The organism is Klebsiella sp. HMSC09D12, from assembly GCF_001808475.1.
Classification (GTDB): Bacteria; Pseudomonadota; Gammaproteobacteria; order Enterobacterales; family Enterobacteriaceae; genus Klebsiella; species Klebsiella oxytoca.
The window spans coordinates 1-22569 of sequence record NZ_KV793380.1; the positions used below are offsets into that span (position 1 = coordinate 1).

Annotated in this window: 26 protein-coding genes; 18 read left to right on the forward strand and 8 right to left on the reverse strand. The window is 62.4% G+C overall.

The features are described from left to right. From HMPREF3178_RS00920 to HMPREF3178_RS00980, 13 genes are all read left to right on the forward strand, one after another. Positions 1-255 (forward strand): ATPase, T2SS/T4P/T4SS family (locus tag HMPREF3178_RS00920; protein WP_175438948.1); only part of this gene is annotated, 255 nt, incomplete at its 5' end. An 11-nt stretch (positions 256-266) separates the two neighbouring features. Next, the gene (locus HMPREF3178_RS00925) at positions 267-758 is read left to right on the forward strand and encodes a TrbC/VirB2 family protein (protein WP_021155429.1); all 492 of its coding nucleotides are present in this window, start codon (positions 267-269) and stop codon (positions 756-758) included. Then, positions 758-1072 carry a conjugal transfer protein TrbD gene (locus HMPREF3178_RS00930; protein WP_004167243.1) on the forward strand — a complete coding sequence of 105 codons (315 nt, stop codon included), beginning with the start codon at positions 758-760 and terminating at the stop codon, positions 1070-1072. Before HMPREF3178_RS00925 ends, HMPREF3178_RS00930 begins: the two co-directional genes overlap by 1 nt. Before the next feature lie 13 nt (positions 1073-1085). Next, positions 1086-3593 (forward strand): VirB4 family type IV secretion/conjugal transfer ATPase, encoded by a 2508-nt coding sequence (locus HMPREF3178_RS00935; RefSeq protein ID WP_004167244.1) that lies wholly within the window; start codon positions 1086-1088, stop codon positions 3591-3593. Then, positions 3562-4350: a P-type conjugative transfer protein TrbJ gene (trbJ, locus tag HMPREF3178_RS00940; protein ID WP_004167246.1), complete on the forward strand. Its 789-nt coding sequence runs from the start codon at positions 3562-3564 to the stop codon at positions 4348-4350. The genes HMPREF3178_RS00935 and trbJ overlap by 32 nt, the downstream gene beginning before the upstream one ends. After that, the gene (locus HMPREF3178_RS00945; protein ID WP_004167247.1) at positions 4351-4554 is read left to right on the forward strand and encodes a hypothetical protein; all 204 of its coding nucleotides are present in this window, start codon (positions 4351-4353) and stop codon (positions 4552-4554) included. A gap of 3 nt (positions 4555-4557) precedes the next feature. Continuing rightward, complete coding sequence (trbL, locus tag HMPREF3178_RS00950) at positions 4558-6276, forward strand: P-type conjugative transfer protein TrbL (RefSeq protein WP_033474589.1); 1719 nt, start codon at positions 4558-4560, stop codon at positions 6274-6276. A gap of 3 nt (positions 6277-6279) precedes the next feature. Then, on the forward strand, positions 6280-6585 hold the full coding sequence (locus tag HMPREF3178_RS00955) for a hypothetical protein (RefSeq protein WP_004167161.1): 306 nt from the start codon (positions 6280-6282) through the stop codon (positions 6583-6585). A gap of 89 nt (positions 6586-6674) precedes the next feature. After that, on the forward strand, positions 6675-7373 hold the full coding sequence (locus tag HMPREF3178_RS00960; protein WP_004167166.1) for a VirB8 family type IV secretion system protein: 699 nt from the start codon (positions 6675-6677) through the stop codon (positions 7371-7373). A 17-nt stretch (positions 7374-7390) separates the two neighbouring features. Beyond that, positions 7391-8311, forward strand: coding sequence for a P-type conjugative transfer protein TrbG (gene trbG / locus HMPREF3178_RS00965; protein WP_100217362.1), 921 nt, complete (start codon positions 7391-7393; stop codon positions 8309-8311). A gap of 1 nt (position 8312) precedes the next feature. After that, positions 8313-8771: a conjugal transfer protein TrbH gene (locus tag HMPREF3178_RS00970; RefSeq protein ID WP_033474588.1), complete on the forward strand. Its 459-nt coding sequence runs from the start codon at positions 8313-8315 to the stop codon at positions 8769-8771. Further along, positions 8768-10228, forward strand: coding sequence for a TrbI/VirB10 family protein (locus tag HMPREF3178_RS00975; RefSeq protein WP_077270092.1), 1461 nt, complete (start codon positions 8768-8770; stop codon positions 10226-10228). The genes HMPREF3178_RS00970 and HMPREF3178_RS00975 overlap by 4 nt, the downstream gene beginning before the upstream one ends. A gap of 61 nt (positions 10229-10289) precedes the next feature. Beyond that, positions 10290-10760, forward strand: a complete 471-nt coding sequence (locus HMPREF3178_RS00980) for a KfrB domain-containing protein (RefSeq protein WP_000168937.1) — start codon at positions 10290-10292, stop codon at positions 10758-10760. Positions 10761-10989: 229 nt separating this feature from the next. Here HMPREF3178_RS00980 and HMPREF3178_RS00985 read toward each other — a convergent pair whose 3' ends face one another. From HMPREF3178_RS00985 to HMPREF3178_RS01005, 5 genes are all read right to left on the reverse strand, one after another. Beyond that, a complete protein-coding gene (locus HMPREF3178_RS00985; RefSeq protein WP_004167172.1) occupies positions 10990-11238 on the reverse strand; it encodes a hypothetical protein in 249 nt (82 codons plus the stop codon). Positions 11239-11411: 173 nt separating this feature from the next. After that, the gene (locus HMPREF3178_RS00990) at positions 11412-12002 is read right to left on the reverse strand and encodes a recombinase family protein (protein WP_139146008.1); all 591 of its coding nucleotides are present in this window, start codon (positions 12000-12002) and stop codon (positions 11412-11414) included. A gap of 94 nt (positions 12003-12096) precedes the next feature. Beyond that, a complete protein-coding gene (locus tag HMPREF3178_RS00995; protein ID WP_070584951.1) occupies positions 12097-12711 on the reverse strand; it encodes a DUF6012 family protein in 615 nt (204 codons plus the stop codon). A gap of 16 nt (positions 12712-12727) precedes the next feature. Next, positions 12728-13351 (reverse strand): hypothetical protein, encoded by a 624-nt coding sequence (locus tag HMPREF3178_RS01000; RefSeq protein ID WP_070584953.1) that lies wholly within the window; start codon positions 13349-13351, stop codon positions 12728-12730. Positions 13352-13415: 64 nt separating this feature from the next. Then, positions 13416-13754 (reverse strand): hypothetical protein, encoded by a 339-nt coding sequence (locus tag HMPREF3178_RS01005; protein ID WP_004167187.1) that lies wholly within the window; start codon positions 13752-13754, stop codon positions 13416-13418. 182 nt (positions 13755-13936) lie between these two features. Between HMPREF3178_RS01005 and HMPREF3178_RS01010 the strand changes: the two genes are divergently transcribed. From HMPREF3178_RS01010 to HMPREF3178_RS01030, 5 genes are read left to right on the forward strand one after another with little or no spacing between them, the layout of a single operon-like run. Further along, a complete protein-coding gene (locus HMPREF3178_RS01010) occupies positions 13937-14662 on the forward strand; it encodes a thermonuclease family protein (protein WP_228705114.1) in 726 nt (241 codons plus the stop codon). Next, positions 14659-15054 carry a hypothetical protein gene (locus HMPREF3178_RS01015; protein WP_070584955.1) on the forward strand — a complete coding sequence of 132 codons (396 nt, stop codon included), beginning with the start codon at positions 14659-14661 and terminating at the stop codon, positions 15052-15054. Before HMPREF3178_RS01010 ends, HMPREF3178_RS01015 begins: the two co-directional genes overlap by 4 nt. Positions 15055-15066: 12 nt before the next feature. Continuing rightward, positions 15067-15297 (forward strand): hypothetical protein, encoded by a 231-nt coding sequence (locus HMPREF3178_RS01020; RefSeq protein WP_070584957.1) that lies wholly within the window; start codon positions 15067-15069, stop codon positions 15295-15297. Continuing rightward, positions 15284-16003: a SprT-like domain-containing protein gene (locus HMPREF3178_RS01025; RefSeq protein ID WP_070584958.1), complete on the forward strand. Its 720-nt coding sequence runs from the start codon at positions 15284-15286 to the stop codon at positions 16001-16003. Before HMPREF3178_RS01020 ends, HMPREF3178_RS01025 begins: the two co-directional genes overlap by 14 nt. Positions 16004-16019: 16 nt before the next feature. Further along, positions 16020-16349 (forward strand): hypothetical protein, encoded by a 330-nt coding sequence (locus tag HMPREF3178_RS01030; protein WP_070584960.1) that lies wholly within the window; start codon positions 16020-16022, stop codon positions 16347-16349. A 56-nt stretch (positions 16350-16405) separates the two neighbouring features. Here the strand turns inward: HMPREF3178_RS01030 and HMPREF3178_RS01035 are convergent, their stop codons facing one another. From HMPREF3178_RS01035 to HMPREF3178_RS01045, 3 genes are all read right to left on the reverse strand, one after another. Further along, a complete protein-coding gene (locus HMPREF3178_RS01035) occupies positions 16406-17113 on the reverse strand; it encodes a plasmid fertility inhibition factor family protein (protein ID WP_070584962.1) in 708 nt (235 codons plus the stop codon). A 65-nt stretch (positions 17114-17178) separates the two neighbouring features. After that, positions 17179-19194 (reverse strand): type I DNA topoisomerase, encoded by a 2016-nt coding sequence (gene topA / locus HMPREF3178_RS01040; RefSeq protein WP_070584964.1) that lies wholly within the window; start codon positions 19192-19194, stop codon positions 17179-17181. Between the two features lie 56 nt (positions 19195-19250). Continuing rightward, positions 19251-22568, reverse strand: a complete 3318-nt coding sequence (locus HMPREF3178_RS01045; RefSeq protein WP_070584966.1) for a zincin-like metallopeptidase domain-containing protein — start codon at positions 22566-22568, stop codon at positions 19251-19253. Position 22569 lies beyond the last annotated feature (1 nt).

A 22569-nucleotide genomic window follows, 5' to 3' on the forward strand; every position in this document is an offset into this window, starting at 1 on the left:
TTGGCCTTGCTCAAGGCTTGGAACACTGGCCACCCCGGCGGGGCCGCCACTGTTCACGCAAATTCGGCACCTGCGGGCCTTATCCGCATGGAACAGCTTGTGGCTGAGGCCACGCAGGCGCCGATGCACGCGCTGATCGCTGAGGCTGTGGACTTGATCGTCTCGATTGAGAAAACAGCAGGCGGGAGGCGGATCAAGGAAGTCGTCACGGTCGAAGGGCACGACGGCACTCAATACCTCACTAAACCCATATAGGAATCCAACACATGATCGCAAATGCTCTGTCTGCTTCGCCAATGGCGTCGAAGGCTTCTCCCTTCATGTCCAAAGCGCGTGCGGTGCTGACCAATCCCTACTTCTGGCTGATGGCCGCTCTGTTCTTGGTGCTTCTCTTTGGTGCCATCGAACCGGCGCACGCGGCTGACGCAACCGAAGGCGGCGGCGCAGGCCTGCCGTGGGAAGGCCCGCTTACCAAGCTCAAGCAGTCAATCAGCGGGCCGGTGGCCTTCGTGATCGCGCTGCTCGGCATCATCGCGTGCGGCGCTACGCTGATCTGGGGCGGAGAAGTCTCCGAGTTCACCCGCCGCATCATCTACGTCGTTCTGGTGGTCTGCATCATCGTCTTCGCTAACACGCTGCTGACTGGTGCGCTGTTCTCTGGCGCTGTGGTGCCGCACGACGCTGCAATTTCTGCCGCTGATGTGGCCGCCTACGCGAAGGCTCACGCCGCAGCCCTGACCGGGGTAGGGGGTCGCTGATGGAAGTAATGGAATCGCGTCGTTTGACGCCATTCCACCGGGCGCTCCATCGCCCGCAGCAAATCATGGGGGGCGAACGCGAATTGATGCTGTTCTCCATGCTTGTTGCGGGCGGCCTGACCGTTTCGGCCCTGAACTTTGTGGCCACGGTCATCGGTGTAGCGATCTGGTTGGTATGCGTCTACGCCCTGCGCAAGATGGCGAAGGCTGATCCGAACATGTCGAAGGTCTACATTCGCCAGCTCAAGTATGGGCACTATTACGGGCCGTTCTCGCGGCCCTATCGGGTGGCCAAGTCGCCACGTATTTACTGATAAGGAGCGGAAAATGCTTGCGTTAGCACCCTTCCGTAGCAAGGCCGCTGGCTTGCCCGATCTGCTCAACTATGCCGCCCTCGTTGATGAGGGCGTTGTATTGGGCAAAGACGGCTCGCTGATGGCTGGTTTCTTCTTCCGTGGTGACGACGCAGCATCCGCCACCACGTCAGAACGCAACTACCTGACCGCGTTGGTCAACCAGTACCTGGCCCGGTTCGGTTCGGGCTGGGCTGTATGGACTGACGCTTCGCGCTTGGCCTCGCCGGGCTATCCAGCCCCTGAGCAGTCGCACTTTCCTGAACCGATTACCGCCTTGATTGACGCAGAGCGTCGGGCGGCCTTCGTCAAGGAAAATACGCTGTTTGAAAGCGAGTACGCGCTAGTCCTGCAATACCTGCCGCCGACGCGGCGGGATTCCAAGCTGGGCGAACTGGTCTACGACGATGACGGCGTAGACGACAGCAACCCGGCCGACCGGCTGTTGCTGGACTTCAAGAAAAAGCTCGATGACCTGCAAGACGGCCTCGGCGATCTGATGCACATGCGCCGCATGGGCACCATCACGGTCGGCGAGGGCGACGATGCCTACCAGAGCGATGAGCTGTGCAATTACCTGCACTACGTGCTGACCAATGAGCCTATCGCGCTGCGCATCCCTGATTGCCCGATGTATCTGGATGCGTGGCTGGGCTATCCCGAGCTGTGGCCGGGCGACACGCCGAAGCTGGGCAACAAGTTCATTTCGTGCGTGGCTATCGAAGGCTTCCCCGGCAACTCCTTCCCCGGCATCCTCGACATGCTCGACGGCCTGCCAATGTCCTATCGGTGGTCGTCGCGGTTCATCTTCCTTGAACAGCACGAAGCCGTCGCCGCGCTCAACCGCTACCGCTTGAAGTGGCAACAGAAGATTCGCGGATTCTGGTCGCAAGTCTTCAAGTCGCAGAAGGGCATGATTAACACCGACGCCCTGAAAATGGCGCAGGAAACGGAGGTGGCCATCAACGACGCCAAGTCGGGATTGGTCGCTTACGGCTACTACACGCCGGTCGTGGTGCTGATGCACGAAGACCGCAATTTCCTGTCCGAACAGGCCCGCTACGTCAAGCGCGAGCTTGAACGCAAGGGCTTCGCGGCCCGTATCGAGACGGTCAACGCGCTGGAAGCGTGGCTTGGCTCGCTGCCCGGCCAGACCTACCCGAACGTGCGCCGTCCTTTGGTGCATACCCTCAACCTCGCCGATCTGCTGCCGCTGGCCAGCGTCTGGCCCGGCCTGCGCGAAAACCCGTGCGATCTGTACCCGGCCGGGTCGCCGCCGCTCATGCACACGGTAACGACCGGCGCAACGCCGTTTCGTCTCAACCTGCACGTCGGCGACGTTGGCCATACCCTGATTTTCGGCCCGACCGGGGCCGGTAAATCGACCTTGCTGGCCACCCTGCAAGCGCAGTTCCGGCGCTATCGCAGCCGTCGCCGCCGCGATGGCAGCACGGCACCGGCAACCGTGACGGCGTTCGACAAGGGGCGTTCGCTGTATGCGCTGTGCAAGGCGACTGGCGGCGTTCACTACGACATTGGCAACGATGAGGCCGACACCCCGGCGCTGACGCCGTTGGTGGACATTGATAGCGAGTCAGAAGCCCTGTGGGCCGAAGAATGGATTGCGACTTGCTACGAGTTGCAGGCCAAAAAGCCGCCTACGCCGCAGCAAAAGGCCGAGATTCACCGGGCCATGAACCTGCTGCGCGAGGCACCCCGCGAGTTCCGTTCGCTCACCGATTACGTCACGACGGTACAGGATGCCGAAGTGCGGGACGCGCTGACGCACTACACCATTTCCGGGTCGATGGGCCACCTGCTCGACGGCAAGGAAGACGGTCTGAAATTCAGCAATTACACGGTGTTCGAGATTGACGACCTCATGAAAATGGGCGACGCGAACGCCATTCCGGTGCTGCTCTACCTGTTCCGCCGGTTCGAGCGTTCCTTGAATGGCCAGCCCGCCATGCTGTCGCTTGATGAGGCGTGGGTGATGCTGGGCCATCCGGTGTTCCGCGAGAAGCTGCGCGAATGGCTCAAAGAGCTGCGTAAGAAAAACTGCCTCGTCATCATGGCTACGCAAAGCCTCTCGGATGCGGTCAAGTCCGGGCTGCTCGATGTGCTGCTGGAACAGTGCCCGACGAAGATCCTTTTGCCGAACAAGGAAGCCGACCTTCATGGCACCAAAGAGACACCCGGCCCGGCCGACCTCTACGCCATGTTCGGCCTGAACAGCAAGGAAATCGGCATCCTGAAAAATGGGCAGTACAAGCGGCAGTATTACTACAAGTCGCCGCTCGGCCGTCGCGTGTTCGAGCTGGGCTTGGGGCCTCTTACCAAGGCCTTTGTAGCGGTATCCGACAAGGAAGACTTGGCGGAGGTGCGGAACCTGATCGCCGATCATGGCGATGACTGGCCGCTTTTTTGGTTGCAACACAAAGGAGTTGATTATGAACAGTATCTTTCGCGCAAAGCTGCGTAATGGCGTTCTTTCGGCGGCCGTGACGGCCAGCGTTGCCCTTGGTGCCGGGTTCTTTGCAGCTCCGACACCGGCTTACGCTATCTACTGCTCCAACTGCTCGACGTTCTATCAGCAGATGTTCGAGTACGCCGAAGCGGTGAATACCACCCTGAACACTGCGCAACAGCTACAGACGCAGATTCAGCAGTATCAAAACATGGTTACGCAGGGCTTGAGCCTGCCCAATTCCATGTTCGGCAGCATCGCGGCCGACCTGCAAAGCGTTGCCAGCATCTACACGAAGTCGCAGGCCTTGGGCCGCCAAATCCAGAACATGGATTCGCAGTTCAACATGCAGTTTCCCGGCTTTCAGTCGTACCTGAATTCGGCCGCGGCCTCGGCCAAGGCTCCGGCATCGAGCACGATGCCCGACCGTTACGAAAAGTGGTCGGAACAGGGCCGCGACAACGTGAAAGCGGCGATGGAGGCGGCGAACCTCAATACCAGCACTTTCGAGTCTGAGGACGCCCAGCTTTCCCGGATGGTGGCACGCTCGCAGTCGGCCGCTGGCCGGATGCAGGCGATTCAGGCGGGCAATGAAATTGCCTCGCAGAACGTGCAGCAACTGCAAAAGCTGCGCGACCTGATCGCCACGCAAATCAACATGCAGGGCAACTACATGGCGCAAGAACAGGATCGCATCCAGCTCGATGACGCTCTGCGTCAGCAGCGCCGTAGCGGCACCATCACACAAACCGGCAGCAACAAGGGGTATTAAATGCTCAATCTCAAACTGTCGGTGTTCGTAGCCTCCCTGATCGCCGCCGCAGTCGTCGGCGGCGTCGGTTCGAGCATCGTTCTCAACGTGTTTTCCCCTGAACCGAAGCCGGTCGCTTGCGAACCGGCACCGGCTCCGGCTCCGGGCAAAAACACCCTACGCCATGTTGATCCGGTCAACACTGGCCGCGATAAGGGGTACTGAGCTATGGCACGGCGCGAGCAACATCAGTTCTTGTTGTGGGTCGTGCTGCTGCTGCTCGCGTCGTTCGCCTTTGCGAGTAATGCGTCAGCGGCAGACCTGCACGACCCCAGCGGCTCATTTACCGGCCTTCTCGATCTGGTGAAAAACAGTGCGGCGCAGTGGGATGGCAAGCTGCGAGGCTATGCCAAAACGCTGTTCTGGCTGCTGGCATCCATCCAGTTCGTATGGACGTTCATGCCTTTGGTGTTCCGGCAGGCCGATTTCGGCGAGATTGTCGGCGAGCTGATCCGTTTCATTTTGGTGATTGGCTTCTTCTACGCGCTGCTGCTGTTCTCGGCAGATTGGGCCGACAAGGTGGTGGACAGCTTCCGAACGGCGGGCGCGTCGGCGGCCGGGCTGGGTACGTCCCAAATCCGGCCGGGCGACATTTTCGGTACGTCTATCGAGCTGGCCAACACTATCGGCGACGTGGAAACGTGGAACCCGCTAACGGCCACTATGGTCGCGCTGGCCGGGCTTCTGGTGCTGCTGTGCTTCGCCTTCATTGCGGCGTTCATGGGCCTGACCATCATCGAATCCTATGTGGTCATCAATGCGTCGGTGCTGTTTATGGGCTTCGGTGCCTCGCAGTGGACACGCGAATATGCGTTGGCCATCGTGCGTTACGCCGTTTCCGTTGGTGCCAAGCTGTTCGTCCTGACCTTGATCGTCGGCTTGATTGTGGACTCGGCCAAGACGTGGCAGGCGGCCTACAACCACGACGACGCGAGCATGTGGACGATGGTGGGGCTGGCTCTGGTCTGCGCCTATCTGGCCAAGACTATCCCCGAGCTGGTCGCGGGCATGATTAGTGGCACCTCGATGGGCGGCGGTTCGGCCATCGGTGGCATGGCAGCGGCCGGTGCAGCCGGTGCAGCGGCTGCTATTGCAACCATCGCCACGGCCGGGGCGGCCGCTCCGGCGGCGGCCGGTGCTCTTGGCGCGGCCGGTAGTGGTGGTGCAGCCGGTGCAGGTGCAGCGGGTGCCGGTGGCATTGGTGGCGGCGGTCTGGCTGCTGCGATCAATTCCAGCTTTGCCGGTGGCAGTGCGCCCGCAGCGGCCGCAACTGGCGGCAGCGGGGCAGCTTCCGGCCTCGGTGCAAGCACTGGCGGCCAAGCGGCGGCCAAGGGCGCGTCATCGGCAGGTGCCCGAGTGGGCGGCAGCGCCGCGCCACAATCGCCGGGGCCAGCGCCGCAGCAGCCGAGCAGCGGTGTGCAGCAGGCCGCCAAGCAGGCCGGGAAGGCCGCGCAGGGTGGTGACGACGACAAGGGCCAGCAAACGGCGGCAGGGGCGCAAACGCCTCCGGCCGGTAATGCGGACGCCTCGGCGTCCAGCTCGGCCCCTAGCGCCTCTGCGCAGTCGCCAGCGGCCCAAGCTGGCGAAGGGCAGGGCGAAGCCAAGAGCGGCGTTTCTGGCCATCAAATCGCGTCGGGCATTACCCGTGGTGCGGGCATCCTCTCCGCGATTGCCGTTCCCGGCATGGAAGGCGCGGCAGGCCTGTCGCTGGGTGCCGGTGCGCCGCAGCCGGTGCCCGGCTCCGGTGCTGACGCTGATGGCTCGATGGCTCCCAGCTCGGCCCCGTCCAGTGCAGAACCGCAGAACGTCATTCGCCCGGCAGAACCGTCGCCAGCATCGCCAAGCGATGCAGGCCCGGCCAAGCCAGACACCAAAGGGGGGGAGTAAGCCATGATCGCCGAACTCGCCTTGTTCTTCCTGCCCTTGCTGGCCATGTTTTTGATAGGCCTTGGACTATGGGCGTTAGGGCAGTGGTTGCGCCGTAGAGGCTACAGTGACCAGCTCGACAAAATCGACGCGAAAGTGTCCACCGCCCAGCAAAAAACGCGCTGGCTGTTCCGCCCTCTGAGCGGCGCAATGGTCAGTGTAGGGCGCGGACTGAGCAGGGTTCCCCTGTTCGGCAACCGTCGCAGCCGCGACATGTGGGACGACCTCGAAGAACTGTCGAAGCATCAACGCAACAATCGCCGGGACTAACCCGAAAAAAGCCTCTCCTAGTGCTTGCTAGGAGGGGTTACTTTGGCCAATAATATAGTCTACAGACTATCAAATGGACGGACGTACTTATGCAACCCAATAGCAAGAAAAAGGGTCAGCGGGCACCGAAAGCCCCGCCCGGCACGCCTTACCTCGCAGCCCGCCGCGAGTGGAACGAGCGTTATGGCAGTCATATCATCGACGCCCGCAACTGGCGGACGGCCGCGTTTGTCGTTGGTGTCGCGCTGATTCTTTCGGCGGCCGGGAACGTCATTCAGGCCTCCAAAGAGAAAATCGCGGTCTACTACGTCAACACCGACGCCAACGGCAAAAGCCGCGAAATCTGGCGGGCCGATCAGGCCACGCCGGGGCCGAAGACCGAACAAATCCGCGCTGCGCTGCAAGATTGGGTTCTTGGTGCTCGCACGGTGTATGCGGACAACCGGGCTACCAAGCGCGTCGTCGATGCGACCTATGCGATGACGCTGCCCGACAGCGCCGCTTATCAGACGCTGGCCACATATCACCGGGAACACAACCCGTATCAGCGGGCCGCCAATGAAACCGTCGAGGTGGCCATGCAAACGCCTGTCCAGCTCTCGAAAGACACTTGGCAAGTCGAGTGGACGGAAACGGTGAAAAACCGCACTTCCGGCAAGCTGATCGGCACCCAAAGCTATCAGCTCACGGCCAACGTCCTGATCGCTGCGCCGAAGGATGAAGCCCAGCTTATGGCCAACCCGGTTGGCCTCTACGTCCGCCAATTCTCTTGGCCCGTTCGCAACTAATGATGACTGGTGAATATATGAAAAAGACTCAATGGATGGCGGGCCTTTTCGTTGCCGCAATTGCTGCCCCCACGTTCGCGCAAGACGTTCCGGCGCTCGCTGCTGGCCAAGGTGAAGTTCTGCCGCCGGTCAATCTGGTGTCGCCCGATCAGGTGCGGCTCGATGGTAAGGAGGCCTACGGCATCCGCTTGGCCAATCAGTGGAAATCACACCCTGACCGCCCGCGTCGTGGCGCAGACGGTAGCGTGAAATACCTTTTTGGTGCCACTCTGCCGACGTTGGTTTGCACCCCCTTGCAGGTCTGCAATATCGAACTGCAACCGGGCGAAATCGTGAATGACGTTCACGCGGGCGACAACGCACGTTGGAAAATCACCCCGGCCACGATGGGCAGCGGGGCGAACGCTACGACGGTGATTGTGGTCAAGCCTACCGACGCCGGACTGGTCACTAACCTGAGCGTGGCCACCGACCGCCGCCTGTACTCGATCAAGCTGGCCAGCACGCAACGCGAGTGGATTCCGGTGCTGTCGTTCGACTACCCCGACGACGTAGAACGCCAGTGGGCCGCGTACCGCGAGCAGCACGCCAAACAGGTCTACAACAACACCATGCCGACCGGGCAGAATCTGGCCAACCTCGATTTCGGTTTCCGCATTGGCGGTGATAGCCCGAGCTGGAAGCCGGTACGCGTCTACACGGATGGCACCAAGACCTACATTCAGTTCCCGTCGGCCAGCTTCGGCGGCGAGGCCCCGGCACTGGTGGCCAAGGGCAACGACGGCGGCCTGTTCTCGAAGGCTACCGAGAAGCTCGTCAACTACCGCCCGATCGGCGATCGCTACGTGGTCGATAAGGTGCTTGACCGGGCGTCTCTGATTGTCGGCGTCGGCCGCAATCAAACCGAAGTCACCATTACGCGCACGGGGGGCAAATAAGATGGCACGATTTCACCTGCTCGCGCCGCTCGCGGCGGCGCTTCTCCTGAGCGCCTGCGCAACGTCGCGGCCTACCATGTCCTACGTCGAACCGACCGTGACGGCCAGCGATGCGCAGACGCTCGCAAGCGATACGGTCGCCTATCTGGCTGATCCGCTTCCTCCTGCGCGAACCACCATTGTGCTCGATCCTCCTGCCGCGAAGGATCACGACGCACTGACGGCGGCCATGCTGCCCGCGCTCCGTGCGCGGGGCTACGGAGTGACGTTGGTTGATCCGCAGACCGGCAAGGCCGGTGGTGCGGGTGTGCCTCTGCGCTACATCGCATCGCCGCTCGATAGCGGCGTGCTGCTGCGTCTGCAATATCAGGGCATCGAGGCCAGCCGGTACTACCCGCGCGGCTCTAATGGCCAGCTCCTGCCGGGTGCCCCGTTCACGGTTCGAGGGGGTGCGCAATGAGCACAAACGATAAAGACAACGACCAGAGCACCGACCTGCCGCTTGAGGATGCGGAAGTGCATAACGACCGCGAACACGACGACGATGCCGACATGCACGACGATCCTGATATGCGTGCGGACGGCAACGGCTCGCCCGACTATCTGGCGACACCAAAAAGAGGGAAGGGGGTTCGCCGCCTGAACAACAAACCGTTGTTCGTGGTCGGTGGCGTGATCCTGCTCGCTGTGGCTGGCGTTAGCTACACGTTTTTCCAGCGGCAGGCGGCGCAGGTTGCCCCCAAGGCCGAAGGCGACGGGCCACCAGTGGCGACGGTAGCGGCCCCCCCTGTTCGGCCGGACGGCAACGACTACGTGCCCCCGGCAGGTCAGCCGCAGATGCCCACGGACACGGCGCAGCCGGTCGAAACCGGCGGCCAGCCGACCGAAGCCCAGCAGAAGGCGGCCCCGGCCGCGCCCTCTGAGGCCATGCAACGCCGGTTGCGGCAGATTCAGCAGGCCGAAGACAAACGGCTGGCCAAGTGGGACGAAGCCCTGAACGGTGACGCTTCGGTGCAGGGCTTCACGACCAAGGGCGGCCAGAACGGCGGCACCCAGCAGGTGGCCATGCAGCAAGCAGGCGGGAACCGCGTCAACGCCGACGAGCTGATGAACCGCTACTTGGCCGCGAACGGTCAGGCCGCAGGTATGGGCGGCATGGGCGGCGGTATGCCGGGCTTGGGCGGCGGCGGTATGGGTGGCAACAGCATGGCGGCCGAAAACCAGCAGGATCGCAAGCAAGCGTTCCTCGCAGGTACGCCAGAAGCTGAGGTTTATCTGGCTCGCCAGCGCAAGGGGGCCGTCGCTCCGTCGCAGGAAATCAAAGCCGGTTGGGTTATCCCCGGCGTGATGATTTCCGGTATCAACTCCGATCTGCCGGGCCAAATCATCGGGCAGGTGCGCGAAGCGGTGTACGACAGCGCGACCAGCACGCAATGCCTGATCCCGCCGGGTTCGCGTTTGGTTGGCACCTACGACAGCGGCGTAACCCTCGGCCAGCAGCGGGCGCTCGCGGTCTGGCGGCGCATCATCTACCCGGATGGTTCTTCGATCTCGATTGACAACATGCCGGGCGCTGATGTGGGCGGCTATGCTGGGTTCAATGACAAGGTGAACAACCATTATCTGCGCATCTTCGGCAGTGGCTTGCTGCTTTCGGTCTTCTCCGCAGGCATCCAGCTTTCGCAGCCGCAGGCCAGCAACGGCGAGAACTACAGCAGCTCGCAAATCATCGCCGGGTCGCTGGGTCAGCAGATGGGGCAGATTGGTATGCAGATGGCCCAACGCAACATGAACATTCAGCCGACGCTCGAAATCCGTCCGGGCTACGAGTTCAACATCATGGTGACGAAGGACATTATCCTGCCGACGTGGGAAGGCCACCCGATGGCCGGAAGCACCGGCAAGGGCTGCAATTGATGACTACCGGCGGCCGTTCGCGGCCGCTTTTTTCACTGCAATGGACAGGAGTACGAAACGTATGGCAAGCACCCCTAACAGCCTGAACCCGACCGGGCCAGCGCCGAAGATGATGCCGGAAGGCTCGCGCAAGGTCTGCGTCCTGAACGGTAGTCGCCAGCTCGACCAGGTGGTGAAAGGCGAGTGGATGACTATCAAGGTTCTGCCGGAAAACGGACTGCCCAAGGGCATCTACCAACTGGCCGAAGCCACCAAGCCGGACACCGGCAAGGATGGCAAGGAATCCGCCTACACCGGGCAGGTTCTGCACGTCGATAGCAAGGCGGTCTACCAGCTTTCCGGCAAGGGCATTGTCGAGCATTCGCGCTCGGCCTTTGCCGATCTGGAAGCCAAGGGCGACCAGATCGTTGCCGGTCGCACCTACACGGTCGGCTATGTGAACGGGAAGGGCACCGCCCGGCCCGGCCAAGCCGCCAGTCTGGCGCAACAGCAGCAGCGCAGCGCCTCGAAGGGCGGCGGCATTTCCCTTTAACGATGAAGGTCAGCGCCACGACTGACCACCAACACCAAGGAAAGCAAGGGCCTCACGGCCCTTTTTCTTTGGCCACAAAAAAGGCCCTGTGAGGGCCGGGAGGGAAAGGCGGTAGGGTAGGGAGGCTAACGGGCCGAACGGGCCTTGTAGGGGCTGCCGGGAGGTTTGCCGGGGCAGTTGTGTGGCGGCCGAGCGCCGCGCCGGGAATTTCCTTTTGGTGCCGAGCCGTTCAGGCCCGGCGGGTGGCGATGCGGCGTAGCGCGGCGTCGAAGACTCGCGGGGCGAAGATCACCACGGCCAGCACGGCCGCGAAGCGAAGGCCGGGGCCTGCAAGCTGCATCAGCGGCGCGTCGGCGACGGTGGCCAGTCCGTAGAGGATGGCGAGCTGTAGACCGAGCGCCCAAGCGAGGATTTTGGCGACGGTGCGGGTAAGGTTCCGCACGCGGTAGATGGTCGAGTAAAGGGCGGTGTAGTTCATGGTGGTTTCTCCGTTCGGTTGTTGGCCTGTGGGCCTGTGGTCAATCGGCTGGAAAGCGGTTGTTGCACCCTTGGGCCGGAACGCAGTGGCGGACGCTGAAAGCGTTGCAATTCCGCCCAGCCGATACACTGGCACCCAAACAGGTCAACGAACGGAGCCGGCCACCGGCCGCCCTATTCGTCGCCCTCCGTGCGGTCGCCGTCGCCGGCGTCCTTCAAAGCCTCATACAAGGCAGTCTTGCCGACTTTGACAGCGGCGGCCGCCTCGCGGACGGTCAGCCCCTTGTCGGCCATCAGCTTACGCGCTCTTTCCAGCTTGGCCGGTGTTACTACCGGCCTGCGCCCGCCGTGGCGGCCTCGGGCCGCTGCGGTGGCCAACCCGGCCTTGGTTCGTTCCCGTATCAGGTCACGCTCGAACTCGGCAAGCGTGGCGAACAGGTTAAACATCAGTTTGCCGGTTCGGGTCTCCGTGTCAATTCCCGCGTCGGTCAGCGAACGGAACCCTACGCCGCGCTCGCGCAGCTCAAGCGCGGTTTGCACCAAATGGCCAAGCGAGCGGCCAAGCCGGTCGATCTTCCACACTACAAGCGTATCGCCTTTGCGCAGGTATGCGAGGGCTTTTTCTAGGCCCGGCCGGGCCGCCTTGGCCCCGCTGGCCACGTCGGTGAACACCTGATGGCAACCGGCCTTTTCCAAGGCCTCGATCTGCATATCAAGCGACTGGTCAGCGGTCGAGACACGGGCATAACCGATTAGGGTGGTCATCCCTATATCCATCGTGCCGGGGTCGTTAGGATCACGCATTGGGCAACGTCTCCATGACGCCACCGGCAGGCCCGGCGGCGTCGGTTTGAGTGGGTTAGATGGTGGCCCGGAACGCCATATCGGCGGTCGGGATGCGGTCATAAATGGATGAATTGCTGCGATACAGAACGCGCTCACGCTCGACGGTATGCAACTGAAACACTTCGGCCCGCTCGATCACGCGGCCTGCGTCATCGAGGCGGTCGGCGTAATGGCCAGCGCGGTCGCGGCTGACCAGTTCCATGCGCGGCTGTGCGGCGGCCGGTGTCCAGTCGTTGGCCACGGTGGGCCAGCGCCGGGAAAAACCGCCGAGACTCGGCGACATTGCAGACCAGAGCACCATGCAGTCGGTGATGGCGTCCAGCTCGTCATCCAGCACGAAATACTGCACTTGATGGTTGACGATGCGATCAGCTCCGACAGCCCAGCGGGTCAGCGTCGTGAACTCGCGCACGCGCTCGGTCGTCTCGACCAGAAAGCCGTTCATGGCCTTTTGCCCAACTTTGCGGCAAGCCACCAGATAGTGCTTGTTCGGGTACGGTCGCCGGGCGACCAGCTCGATACCGTTGCGCAGCTTCAGCCCGAGCGCGGGACAATGAAAGTCGATCAGGGCGCATTCCGGCTCGTTGACACGGCACGCGAACATGCGGGGTACAAGGTGTAACAACATAGCGGCGTCTCCTTGCTCACTCGGCCTGCTCACTGCTGGCCAGTTCGTTCAACAGCGAAAGGATGTGATTGCGTTCGGCCGGTACTTCCCGGCCGGTTTTTGGATCGAACACAACGTGGTCGGCCTCGACGTAACGCAGCCGGTAGTAGATGCCTTCCTTGATGCGGTCGGCGGCTTCGGCGGCCTTGAATCGGGCGTTTTCCTCGTCTTCGCGGTGACTGCGCCCAAAGATGAACCACAAGGCCGCGCCGACGATGGCCAGCAACGGCACGAACCGGCCCAAGATGCTAACCATTTGGCCAAGACCTTCCTGAGCGCGGCCGAGGCTGCCGGTCGCCGCTGGCTGACCGTCTGACATGAACTGCACGAAGCTCGATCCGAAACCGAACATTGCGGCGATGGCCAGCAAGAGGATGAGCGGCGCGAACACATACAGCCAGTTGAACGACGCCTTTGGCGGGGCCTCGAACTCTTTGGCCCGTTGCGACTGCTCGCGCTTGGTTCCGCTCATGCCGCCGACGAACAGGCCAAGGCCACCAGTACCGAATCCAAGGCCTCCGCCGGTTCCGCTCCACTTCCCTTCGGTGGTTTCTTTGGCCACGATGGCCGCCAGTGCTACGCCTTCTTTTGCATTACGCATGTTCCTTTCCTCTGTGGTGTGTGTGGTGTGGAAAGCCAGCCGCCGGGCTGGCCTTCCTGACGGATTACGCTTCTTCCTCGGCGATCTTGTCGGCCAGTTCGGTCGCGCCCTTCAACGCCGGTTCGAGGTTCACGGTGTTGTCGGCGATCACGTCCCAACCGTCGTTGCCGTAGACGAACAGCACCCAGCCGGTTTCTGGCTTCTCGCCGCCGTCGCGCTCGACGTGAAACTGATCCTCGTCCGTGCTGAACATGGCCTTTTCGATGGCGGCCGGATCGACGCTCTTGGTCAGTACGGTTTCCTCGCCGTCAAAGACGGAAATCTTGTAGCCCTCGGCGAGTAGTCCTTTGATGGCCTCGCGTGCGATGCGGCGCTCGATGCGCTGGCGTTTCTCTACGTTCATGGTGTTGCCCTCCGTTGTGTCCGTCTATTGTCCGTTATTCTACTCTGTCCGTCAAACGTCTGCAAGCGAATGATGCCGGACAATTTCGCGCTGTCCGGCAAACGGTCGTTTGTCGGACTTGCTTAATGATAGTCTAATGGCTATCATTTGGATTGCACAATCCAAACAATGAGGAAAGGGGAATGAGTGACTGGCTGATACAGGCGCTTTGCCTGATGGGCAGCGTGATCGGGGTGGTTTTATTGGTGTCAATGATTAGGCGCGACGGCGATAACGAGTTGCGCGGCTTTTATATCTTCATGGGCTTGGCGGCCGTCCTTATTGCCCTTGTGTATTTCGTCGCGGACTCCCAGCAAAAGACTGCCCCGGCGGCCGAAGGGCAGCAGGTCGCGCCCGGCACGCAGCCGCCGGAACTGATCGGCAAGGTCGTCCGCGTCCTCGATGGCGACACGTTCGAGCTGCTGGTAGATGAGCGGCCGATACCGATCCGCATCCGTGTTACCGGCATTGATGCCCCGGAAAAAGATCAGCCATTTGGCCAGCAGTCGCGGCAGTCGTTGGCGGGAATGGTTGACGGCAACCCGGTCGCTGTTTTCGTGAAAGGCAAAGACCGCTACGGCCGCACGCTCGGCGCTGTCTACGCCAAGATATGTGCCCCTTCCGTCCCGTGCCACGCCGTTCATGTCAACGCGGAACAGGTCAAGGCGGGCATGGCATGGGCTTACCGTTTCCACGGTCAAGCCGTCGATCCGGCAATGCTGAAACTCGAAACGCAGGCCCATAGCGAGAGCGTCGGCCTGTGGTCAGCACCGAACGCTGTGGAGCCGTGGAAGTGGCGGCACCAAAAGGAAAACGTCAATGAAACTACCGCGCATCTGCCGGAAATAACTGAGAGGAAAGGGGAATGAATGAGGTAAGCGATGAATTCGGTGCGGTGTCGTCGCCGCTGGATGGCTTGCTGGGACAAATGGCCATCCTTTTTGGCTTGCTCTTTCTGCTTGTCGTCGTGGTTGCAGTCCTTCGGCGGGATGCCGGAGTAATCAAGGGCTTCGTGGCCATCACCTTATTTGGTGCCGTTATATGCGGTGTCATGCTTATGTTCGAGGAGGCCCGACAGCAACGCGAAGACTGGCGAGAATTTGCCGCCGAACACTGCAAAGTCATCGAAAAGCGAGACGGTCAGAGCACAACGGGCGTTGGTCTTTCGCTAACCGGCAAGGTCGGGACGTTCTTTGGCTCAACATCAGGTCAGACCGGCTACCAGTGCGACGACGGCGTGACTTACTGGAAAAACTATTGATGCGGGCCTGACATGAGCGGCCTTTCAATCAACACCCGGCAGCTCGCCGACCTGCTGAACATCAGCGAAGGCGAGTTAGTTCATGCGATGCGGTCAAGCGGAAAGCTGCACGGCGTGCCGTTCCCCGATGTGCTCGGCAACCATAAGGCCAAGGTGCGCAAATTCAATTTCGCGGCCGCTCTGCGGTTCGTGGATCAGGTCAACAAAGCCCGCTTGGAAGGGGGAAATAGTGAAAGCTCTTAAATCCACGGCCAGCCCGACGATTCAGGCCTATGGCGAGCTACAGGCAGCGTTTGAGCACTACAACGCCGCTCTGTTCGATGGCCAGCTCCCGCACTGCCTCATCACGATGCAGCGCGAAAAGCGCACCTATGGCTATTTCTCGTCGCGCCGGTTTGCCAACCGGCACGAAAAGACCATGACCGACGAAATCGCCATAAATCCATCCTATTTTGGTGTCGTTCCGCTGCTCGAAATATTGCAAACTCTGGTTCACGAAATGGCACACGCTTGGCAGTTCCATTTCGGCGAACCGGGCCGACGCGGCTATCACAACAAAGAGTGGGCCGACAAAATGGAAGCCATCGGCCTGATGCCTTCCGATACCGGCAAGCCCGGCGGAAAGAAAACGGGCGAGAAGATGGCCGATTATGCGATTGACGGCGGCCCCTTCATGCAGGCCACTGAGGCGCTGCTAAAGACCGACTTCCGCATTACATGGTTCGACAGGCACCCGCCTGCGGGAACCGAAATCGCGGCGATCTTCGGTGACGCCGACGACGGCGACGACGGCGGGCTGATCCAGCCTGCCCCGGCCGGGAACAAATCGAACCGGGATAAATACCGCTGCCCCTGCTGCGGTGCGCAGGCATGGGGAAAGCCGGGCCTCAAGCTGCTGTGCGGCAATGACGATTGCAACGCCGCGCCGTTCGAGTTGGCCATCAACTGACAAAAAGGAATATGCGATGAATCGAAATAGGAAGCTACTCTTGGCAGCGGCGGCGGGGGCTACCGCTGGGTGGCTCTGTACCATCATTTTGGCGACCTCCTTGGTGGTCAAGGTAGGCCATGCAGAACGTCGTGCTGAAAGCGCCGAAGCAGACGCCGCAACATGGAAGCGGCAGGCAGGCAAAGCCTACACCGAACTGGTGAAGGCCCGCGCTGGCACCGACAACGCGGCCGTGCTTATTCCTGCGGGCACTCGCATCGACTGCACCATGCAAATGACAACGGTGGACGGCCTGACAACGGCGAAGTGCGAGAGCGGCACTATTTACCCGCCTCGGGACTATTGAAGCGTCTCCCTACGGCCAGCACAAAAAAGCCCCGTATGGGGCTTTTTGCTGTCTGGTCAGTCGATACCTATGCCGCCACCTCGGGGCGGCCTTCTGTGGCCCTGTGCGGCCCGCTGAGGCGCATTGTTCGCCTGCCCCTGCCCTACCCCTTCCTTTTTGGTGCTGACAGGCTTCTGTGGGCTGGCTGGGGCCTTTTCAACCTGTCGGAAAGCCTCGGACACGCGCAAGGTGCTGCCGTCCGTCCCGGCGAGCTGCGCGAGCTGCTTGGCGGCGGCCTCGCCTGCGATCAGGACGGGAAACGCGGCGACGTTGTTGGCCAGCAGCCAAAACGTGCGCGTCACGCCGTCGCCGAAGCTGACCGATTGGGTGCCGTCCCGACCGCGTTCCAGCGAGACGCTGGCCAGCGGCACGGGCGACTGCGGCCCCTCGGCAAAGCAGGCGGCCGCGTGACGGTATTTGCTATCGGCGGGCATGTCCCGGCGCAACAAACAGCCGTCCGGCCGCTCCCTTGAATTGAGGCCACCGGCTAGCCATAGCCGGTTGAACGCCACGGCGTTCACCGGCACCACGAACCTGTCGTGATCGGCGTGCTCGCCCTTTTCCAAGGCCATGAAAACATCGGTCTTGCCGGGAACCGGCAGGCACCAAAGAAGACGGCAGGGATTGCTGTCGTCGGGCTTGGCCAGCGTGGCAGGGGCCTGTTTCTGGTCAAGCTCGCGCAGCTCGGCACGCCATGCCAACCGGCGGCGCAGATTGTCGAACATAGGGTGAATCCTCCATAGGAAAGGGCCAGCCTTACGGCGTGGCCCCTGCGGTTACTGCGGCTCGATCAGCCTGCGGCTTTCTCGTCATCACCGAACACGGGCTTGCCGTCCGGGCCGGTGTTGTACTTCGCATCGCATTTCGGGAAGCCGGTGCAGCTATAGAAGTCATACGGCCGGGGCTTCATGCCGCGTTTGACGGGCTTGCTCGTCCCGACACGGTGGGCCAGCTCCTTGCCGCATTTCGGGCACGCAATGCCGGTCGGCGGCGGCGGGGCTTTGCGCTCGCCGGGCTTGCCTTTGGCGTCCGGCAGCGTGGTCTTGCATTCCCGATCTGAGCAGGCCCAAAAGAACCCGTTTTGGCCCTTGATCCGGCGCAGCGGCTTGCTGCACGTCGGGCACGGATGCGCAACCGGCAGGTCGGCCGATTCCAGCTTGCCCAGCTCGTCATCGAGCGCGGCCCAAGCGGCCGACACAACGCCAAGGTAGTCGGCCTGCCCTTCTGCGATCTGGTCGAGCTGTTCCTCAAGGCCTCGGGTGTAGTCGAGGTCGATAAACGCGAAGCGGTCTACCAGACCATCGCGCACTACTTCGCCGATAGACGACGGCTGCAAATAGCCCTTCTTGTCGGCCACGATGTATTCGCGGGTCGTGATGTTGTCGAGGATCGCGGCGTAGGTGCTCGGGCGGCCGATGCCAAGGCGTTCCATTTCGGCGACAAGGGTAGGTTCCTTGAACCGGACAGGCGGCTTGGTCTTCTTGCTGAGTACGCGGCCGTCAGCCGCTACCAGCTCCGCGCCCACGGCGAGCGCCGGAATCGGATTGTTGGCGGCTTCGTCTGGTTCGCTGTCCTCGTCCTCGGTATCGTCGGCGTAGACGGCCAGCCAACCCGGCGTCAGCAGGGTGCGGCCGGTCGCCTTGAACGATACCGGTGTGCCCTCGGCGTCACCAATGAGGCGCACGGTACGGACGGCATACGTCGCATCGGCGAGCTGGGACGCGACCGCACGTTGCCAGATGAGTCGGTACAGTGCCCGCTCGTCGTCGTTCTCCCCGCATTCAAGATCGGCGGCATGGGTCGGCCTGATAGCTTCGTGGCCCTCCTGTGCGCCCTCCTTCGCCTTCCACTTGCGCGGCTTCTCGGCCAGCGGCAGACCTGCGCCTTGCGCATAGGCGGCAATGTCTGCCCGGCCTTCGTCGTCCATGTTCGGGGCGTCGGTGCGGTGGTAGGTGATCGCGCCTTGCTCATAAAGGCGTTGGGCCAGCTCCATCGTGCGCTTGGGCTTCAATTTGAGACGCTGACCGGCGGCCTGTTGCAACGTCGAGGTGGTGAAAGGCGCGGCAGGTGCCCGGCCCTTCTCGCTGTCCTCGTATTCGGCGACCGATACGTTGCGAACGGCGGCGGCGAGCTTGGCCAGCGCGGAATCCAGCAGGTAGCTTTCGCCCTCTGGCAAATGCGGTTTCGTGTCCCACTGTGCTTTCCATTTGGTGCTGTCGTCATTCTCGAAAATCAGCTCTGCGCCGTAGTGCTGAGTGACCTTGAATGCGGCAATGGCCCGTTCGCGGTCAACGACAAGGCGAACGGCCGGAGACTGCACGCGCCCCGCGCCAAGGCGCTGCCCGGTGGCATCGGACAATGCCGGGCTGACGCGGTAGCCAATGATGCGGTCAAGTGCCCGACGGGCTTCCTGTGCATGTACGCGCTGCATGTCGAGCGGGCGCGGCGCTGCGAAGGCCGCAAGGATTTTTTCCTTGGTGATGGCCGTGAACGTCACGCGCTCGGGATTCTTGAGGCGCAGCGCGTCGGCAAGATGCCACGAAATCGCCTCGCCTTCGCGGTCGGGGTCGGTGGCCAGCAACACGCGGTCGGCCTGTGCGACGGCGGCCTTGAGTTTGGCCAACACGCCTTGCCCGCGCTCGGTCGGTTGATAGGTCAGCTCGAAAGACGGCGGTTCGATGCCCAGCTCTTTCGGCGGCAGGTCACGCACGTGGCCAACGCTGGCCATGACCTTGTAGCCGTCGCCGAGAATCGCGCTGATTTTGCTTACTTTGTTCGGTGATTCCACGATTACCAATGTAGTCATTGGTCGTACTCCTATTCAGTCTTGAGCGGCCGGACAGCGCCCGGCCGCGTCTCTCGTCAAAGGCCTGCATCAATCCCACGGCTGCGCGAGCGCGGCGCGGGGGTCGGTTCAAGGCCTGCCATCTGTTTGAGCTTGGCCGGGGCGTCCTTCGGCAAGGTCACGTCCTTGCCGTTTTTCACGTCCTCGATGAGCGCCTGCTTGGCCTGCTCGGGTAGCTTTTTCCACGACACGCCAGCGGTGACGCCATCGAGCGGGCCGGTCTGGCCGTGGTTCAGCACTTCCTCGCGTTCCTCTTTGGCGCGGTCGTGCATCGCCTCGGTCTTCCGGTCTATCCCGGCTTTGACGGCAGCGGCCGAACGGGTTGCCCCTTTGGTGTTGCCGGTCACGCCATCGGCGGCCATGCTGCGCACCTCACTGAGTGCGGATTGCGCACCGGCCAGCACTTCGGCCGCGTGCCCGCGCTCTGCTGCTACGGCCGCATCGTCGGCGCTCGTCGTCGGGTCGTTGCGGGCTTCCATGTCGCGGGTACGCGCAAGGGTGGTCAGCCGTTCGGCAGTTATGGCGGCATCGCGTCTGGCCACCGCCATTTGCTCGGCCAGCATCCGGCGGGCAGCTTCGTCGCCACGGCTCCCGGCGAGGTCGTTCCAGTCGGAACCTTTCTCGCCGTCGTTGAACTGTGGGGCCATGACGCCGCCGCCGTGCTTCTCGGCGGTTTCGGTGGCCTTCACCAGTCCGACATTGACCTTTGGCTTGCCGCTGGCGTCCAGCTCCTTCGGCGCGTTGTGGTCATTGTCCGCAGCGATCAGCAGCGGCCGCGACGGGTGACGCTCGCGCAGCTCGGTGGCTACTGCGTCAAGATTGCCGCTGTCAAATGCCACGATGACCGGCTTGCCGTTCAGCAGACGCGAAACCGTGTCGGCTGTGGCGTAGCCTTCGGCGAGCACCAAAGGAGAATCGCCGTCTTGGGACAGCGCCTTGCGCGGATCGGAAGCACCGGCAACGGTGTAGAGGCCTGCTTTCCGGCCGCCCTTCATGAACGATTTGAAGTAGGGATTGACGCTTTGCAGCGTCCACAATTTCCCCTCGCCGTCTGTGCCAGGTATCAGCAGGTCGCCCGCTTTGAAAACCCGGTTGGCCGGGTCAGCCTCGCGCAGCGCCTTGGCTTCCTTGGCTGTCTTGGCGATCTTGATCCCGTGCGCGGCAGTCTCCGGCGAAACACTGTCCGGCACGACGCGCAGGCCTACCGGGTTGGCGATGCCTTTGGCTTTGCAATAGGCATTGTCAGCGGTCGCGGCCGGGGCCTCGTTCCACAACGCTTGCGCGGCGGCGGCGGTCGCTCCGTGCTCGGACTGGCGGGCCGCATCGCGTGCCTTGCGCTGCTCGGTCGCCTCGGCGGCCTGCCGCGCACGGTCGGCGGCACTGAGTTCCGGCGTCTTGCCTTCGGGCTTCCAATGCACGACTTCGCCGGTCTTGTAGTTCTGGATGAAGCCGCCCGGCGTGCGCCCGGCTTCGTGGTAGGCGTATGCGCCACTGGTGGCGCCGCCTCGGTCGCCCTCGACGGGCACGCGCTGCATCTTCCCGTCCGTGATGATCTCGCCCTTGAGCTGCAAGCCCGCATCCTTCAATGCGTCCTTGAACTGCTCGATGGCGGGCTTGGGTTCCGATGCAGTGACGACGTTGGCCTTGTCCACGTTCCACCGGGCAAGGCCCGATGTGGCTACGTCCACGCCCTCGGGCGCGTACCATGATTTTGCTTCCTTATCCCACTTGGCTCCCAGCGCCTTCGCCTCGTTCTTCTCGGCATAGGGCACGGCCAGATAGGTGCGCGATTGCATAGGCTTCTCCGGTTGCTCATGCAGAACGGCGCGGGTCGGTGCCCGGTCGGCATCGAGGCCGACGCGCTGCGCACGTTCTACGGCGGATTGCTCGGCGGCTTCGTCGGTCGCGCCAAATCCCCAAGCCTTGCGGCCGTCATCGAGCTGCACATAGACGGCGTTCTGGCCTGCATGATTGGCGGCATTCTCCGGCACGACGCGGCGGCTCTGCACGGTGTAAGCGGGCGACTCTTGGCCGGGCGTGTACGGCGCACTCTGCTGCTCGGCCTGCCGGGCCAGCTTGGCCGCTTCGTGCTGCTGGATAGCGGTGCGGAGTGTCGCAGGCTGGCTTTCGTCGTCGTTCGATATGAACTGTGACAAGCGCGTGCCGTTGTACTCGGTCATCAGCTTGCTATCGCCATACATTTCCGTGCGGATGCCGGACGGCTCGCCCTGCTGGTCGTGGTAGGTGATTTCGTAGAAGTCGCCCAGCTCGCCAGACGCGAAGCCGATACGGGCGGAATAGCCGTTACGCTCGGCCTCGGCTTTCATCATCTGCCAGCTTTCCAGCGGCGAATAACCTTCCACGGCATTTTCGTGATCGCGTTGCAGCTCGGCCGCAACCTCGGGCGCGATTTCCGGCACGGGCTGACGCTCGACGGTTTGCGTCTGCATCTGCTCCTGCTCGAAGTCCATCACATAGCCGCTTATGCGTTCGGCGTCGGACGCGGCCCGGAAGATCTCTTTTGGATCTTCCTTCAAGGCTTTAATCCACGAACCTACATAGGCTGCGTGCTGGCCCGGATCGTGGCCGATTTCGAGGCGCTCGCCCAACATCAGCGAGGCAATTTCCGCTCGTAATTCTTCGCGGGCGTAGCCCTCCGAACCGAACGGGTGCGCAAGGTCGCGGTCAAGCCGCGACGGGTGCCCTGTCCAGTGACCCAGCTCATGCAACGCGGTCGCATAGTAGTTGTCGGCGGTCGGGAACTGGTTACGTTCGGGCAGCGTGATGTTGTCCGTGCTGGGCCGGTAAAAAGCCCGGTCGCCGGGTTCGTGGCGAATGTCCGCTCCCGAATTGGCCAAGATGGCCTCGGCGCGGGCGTGACGCTCCGGCTCTGGCCCGGTTGGTCGTGCTTCCAGCGGCGGCAAGCCGTCGATCTGCGAGCCGTTGAACACCACGGCCATGAATGAGCGCGGCCGTTCGAGCTGCACGGTCACGGTCTTTTGCTTGCCGGTGTCCGGGTCAATGACCGGGCGGCCCTGCTCGTCGGTGGCCTTTCGTTCCTCGCTGAACTTCCAGTAGACGATATGGGTTCCCTTGGAACCCTTGCGCACCTGTGCGCCTTCGGCGGCGGCTTGGTTGTAGGTCATCCAGCGCGGATCACTGTGGCCCTGCATGTGCAGCCAAAGGCTGTTCATGCCACGGTATTCCTTGCCGGTGGTCGGGTTGTACGGCAAACGCAGCTCGCCGGGCTGCCACGGCTTTTGCCACGGCGCGGTGCCCTGCTCCAACTGCTCTATGATCCGCGCCGCGACTTCCTCGGCGTATTCCTTTTTCATC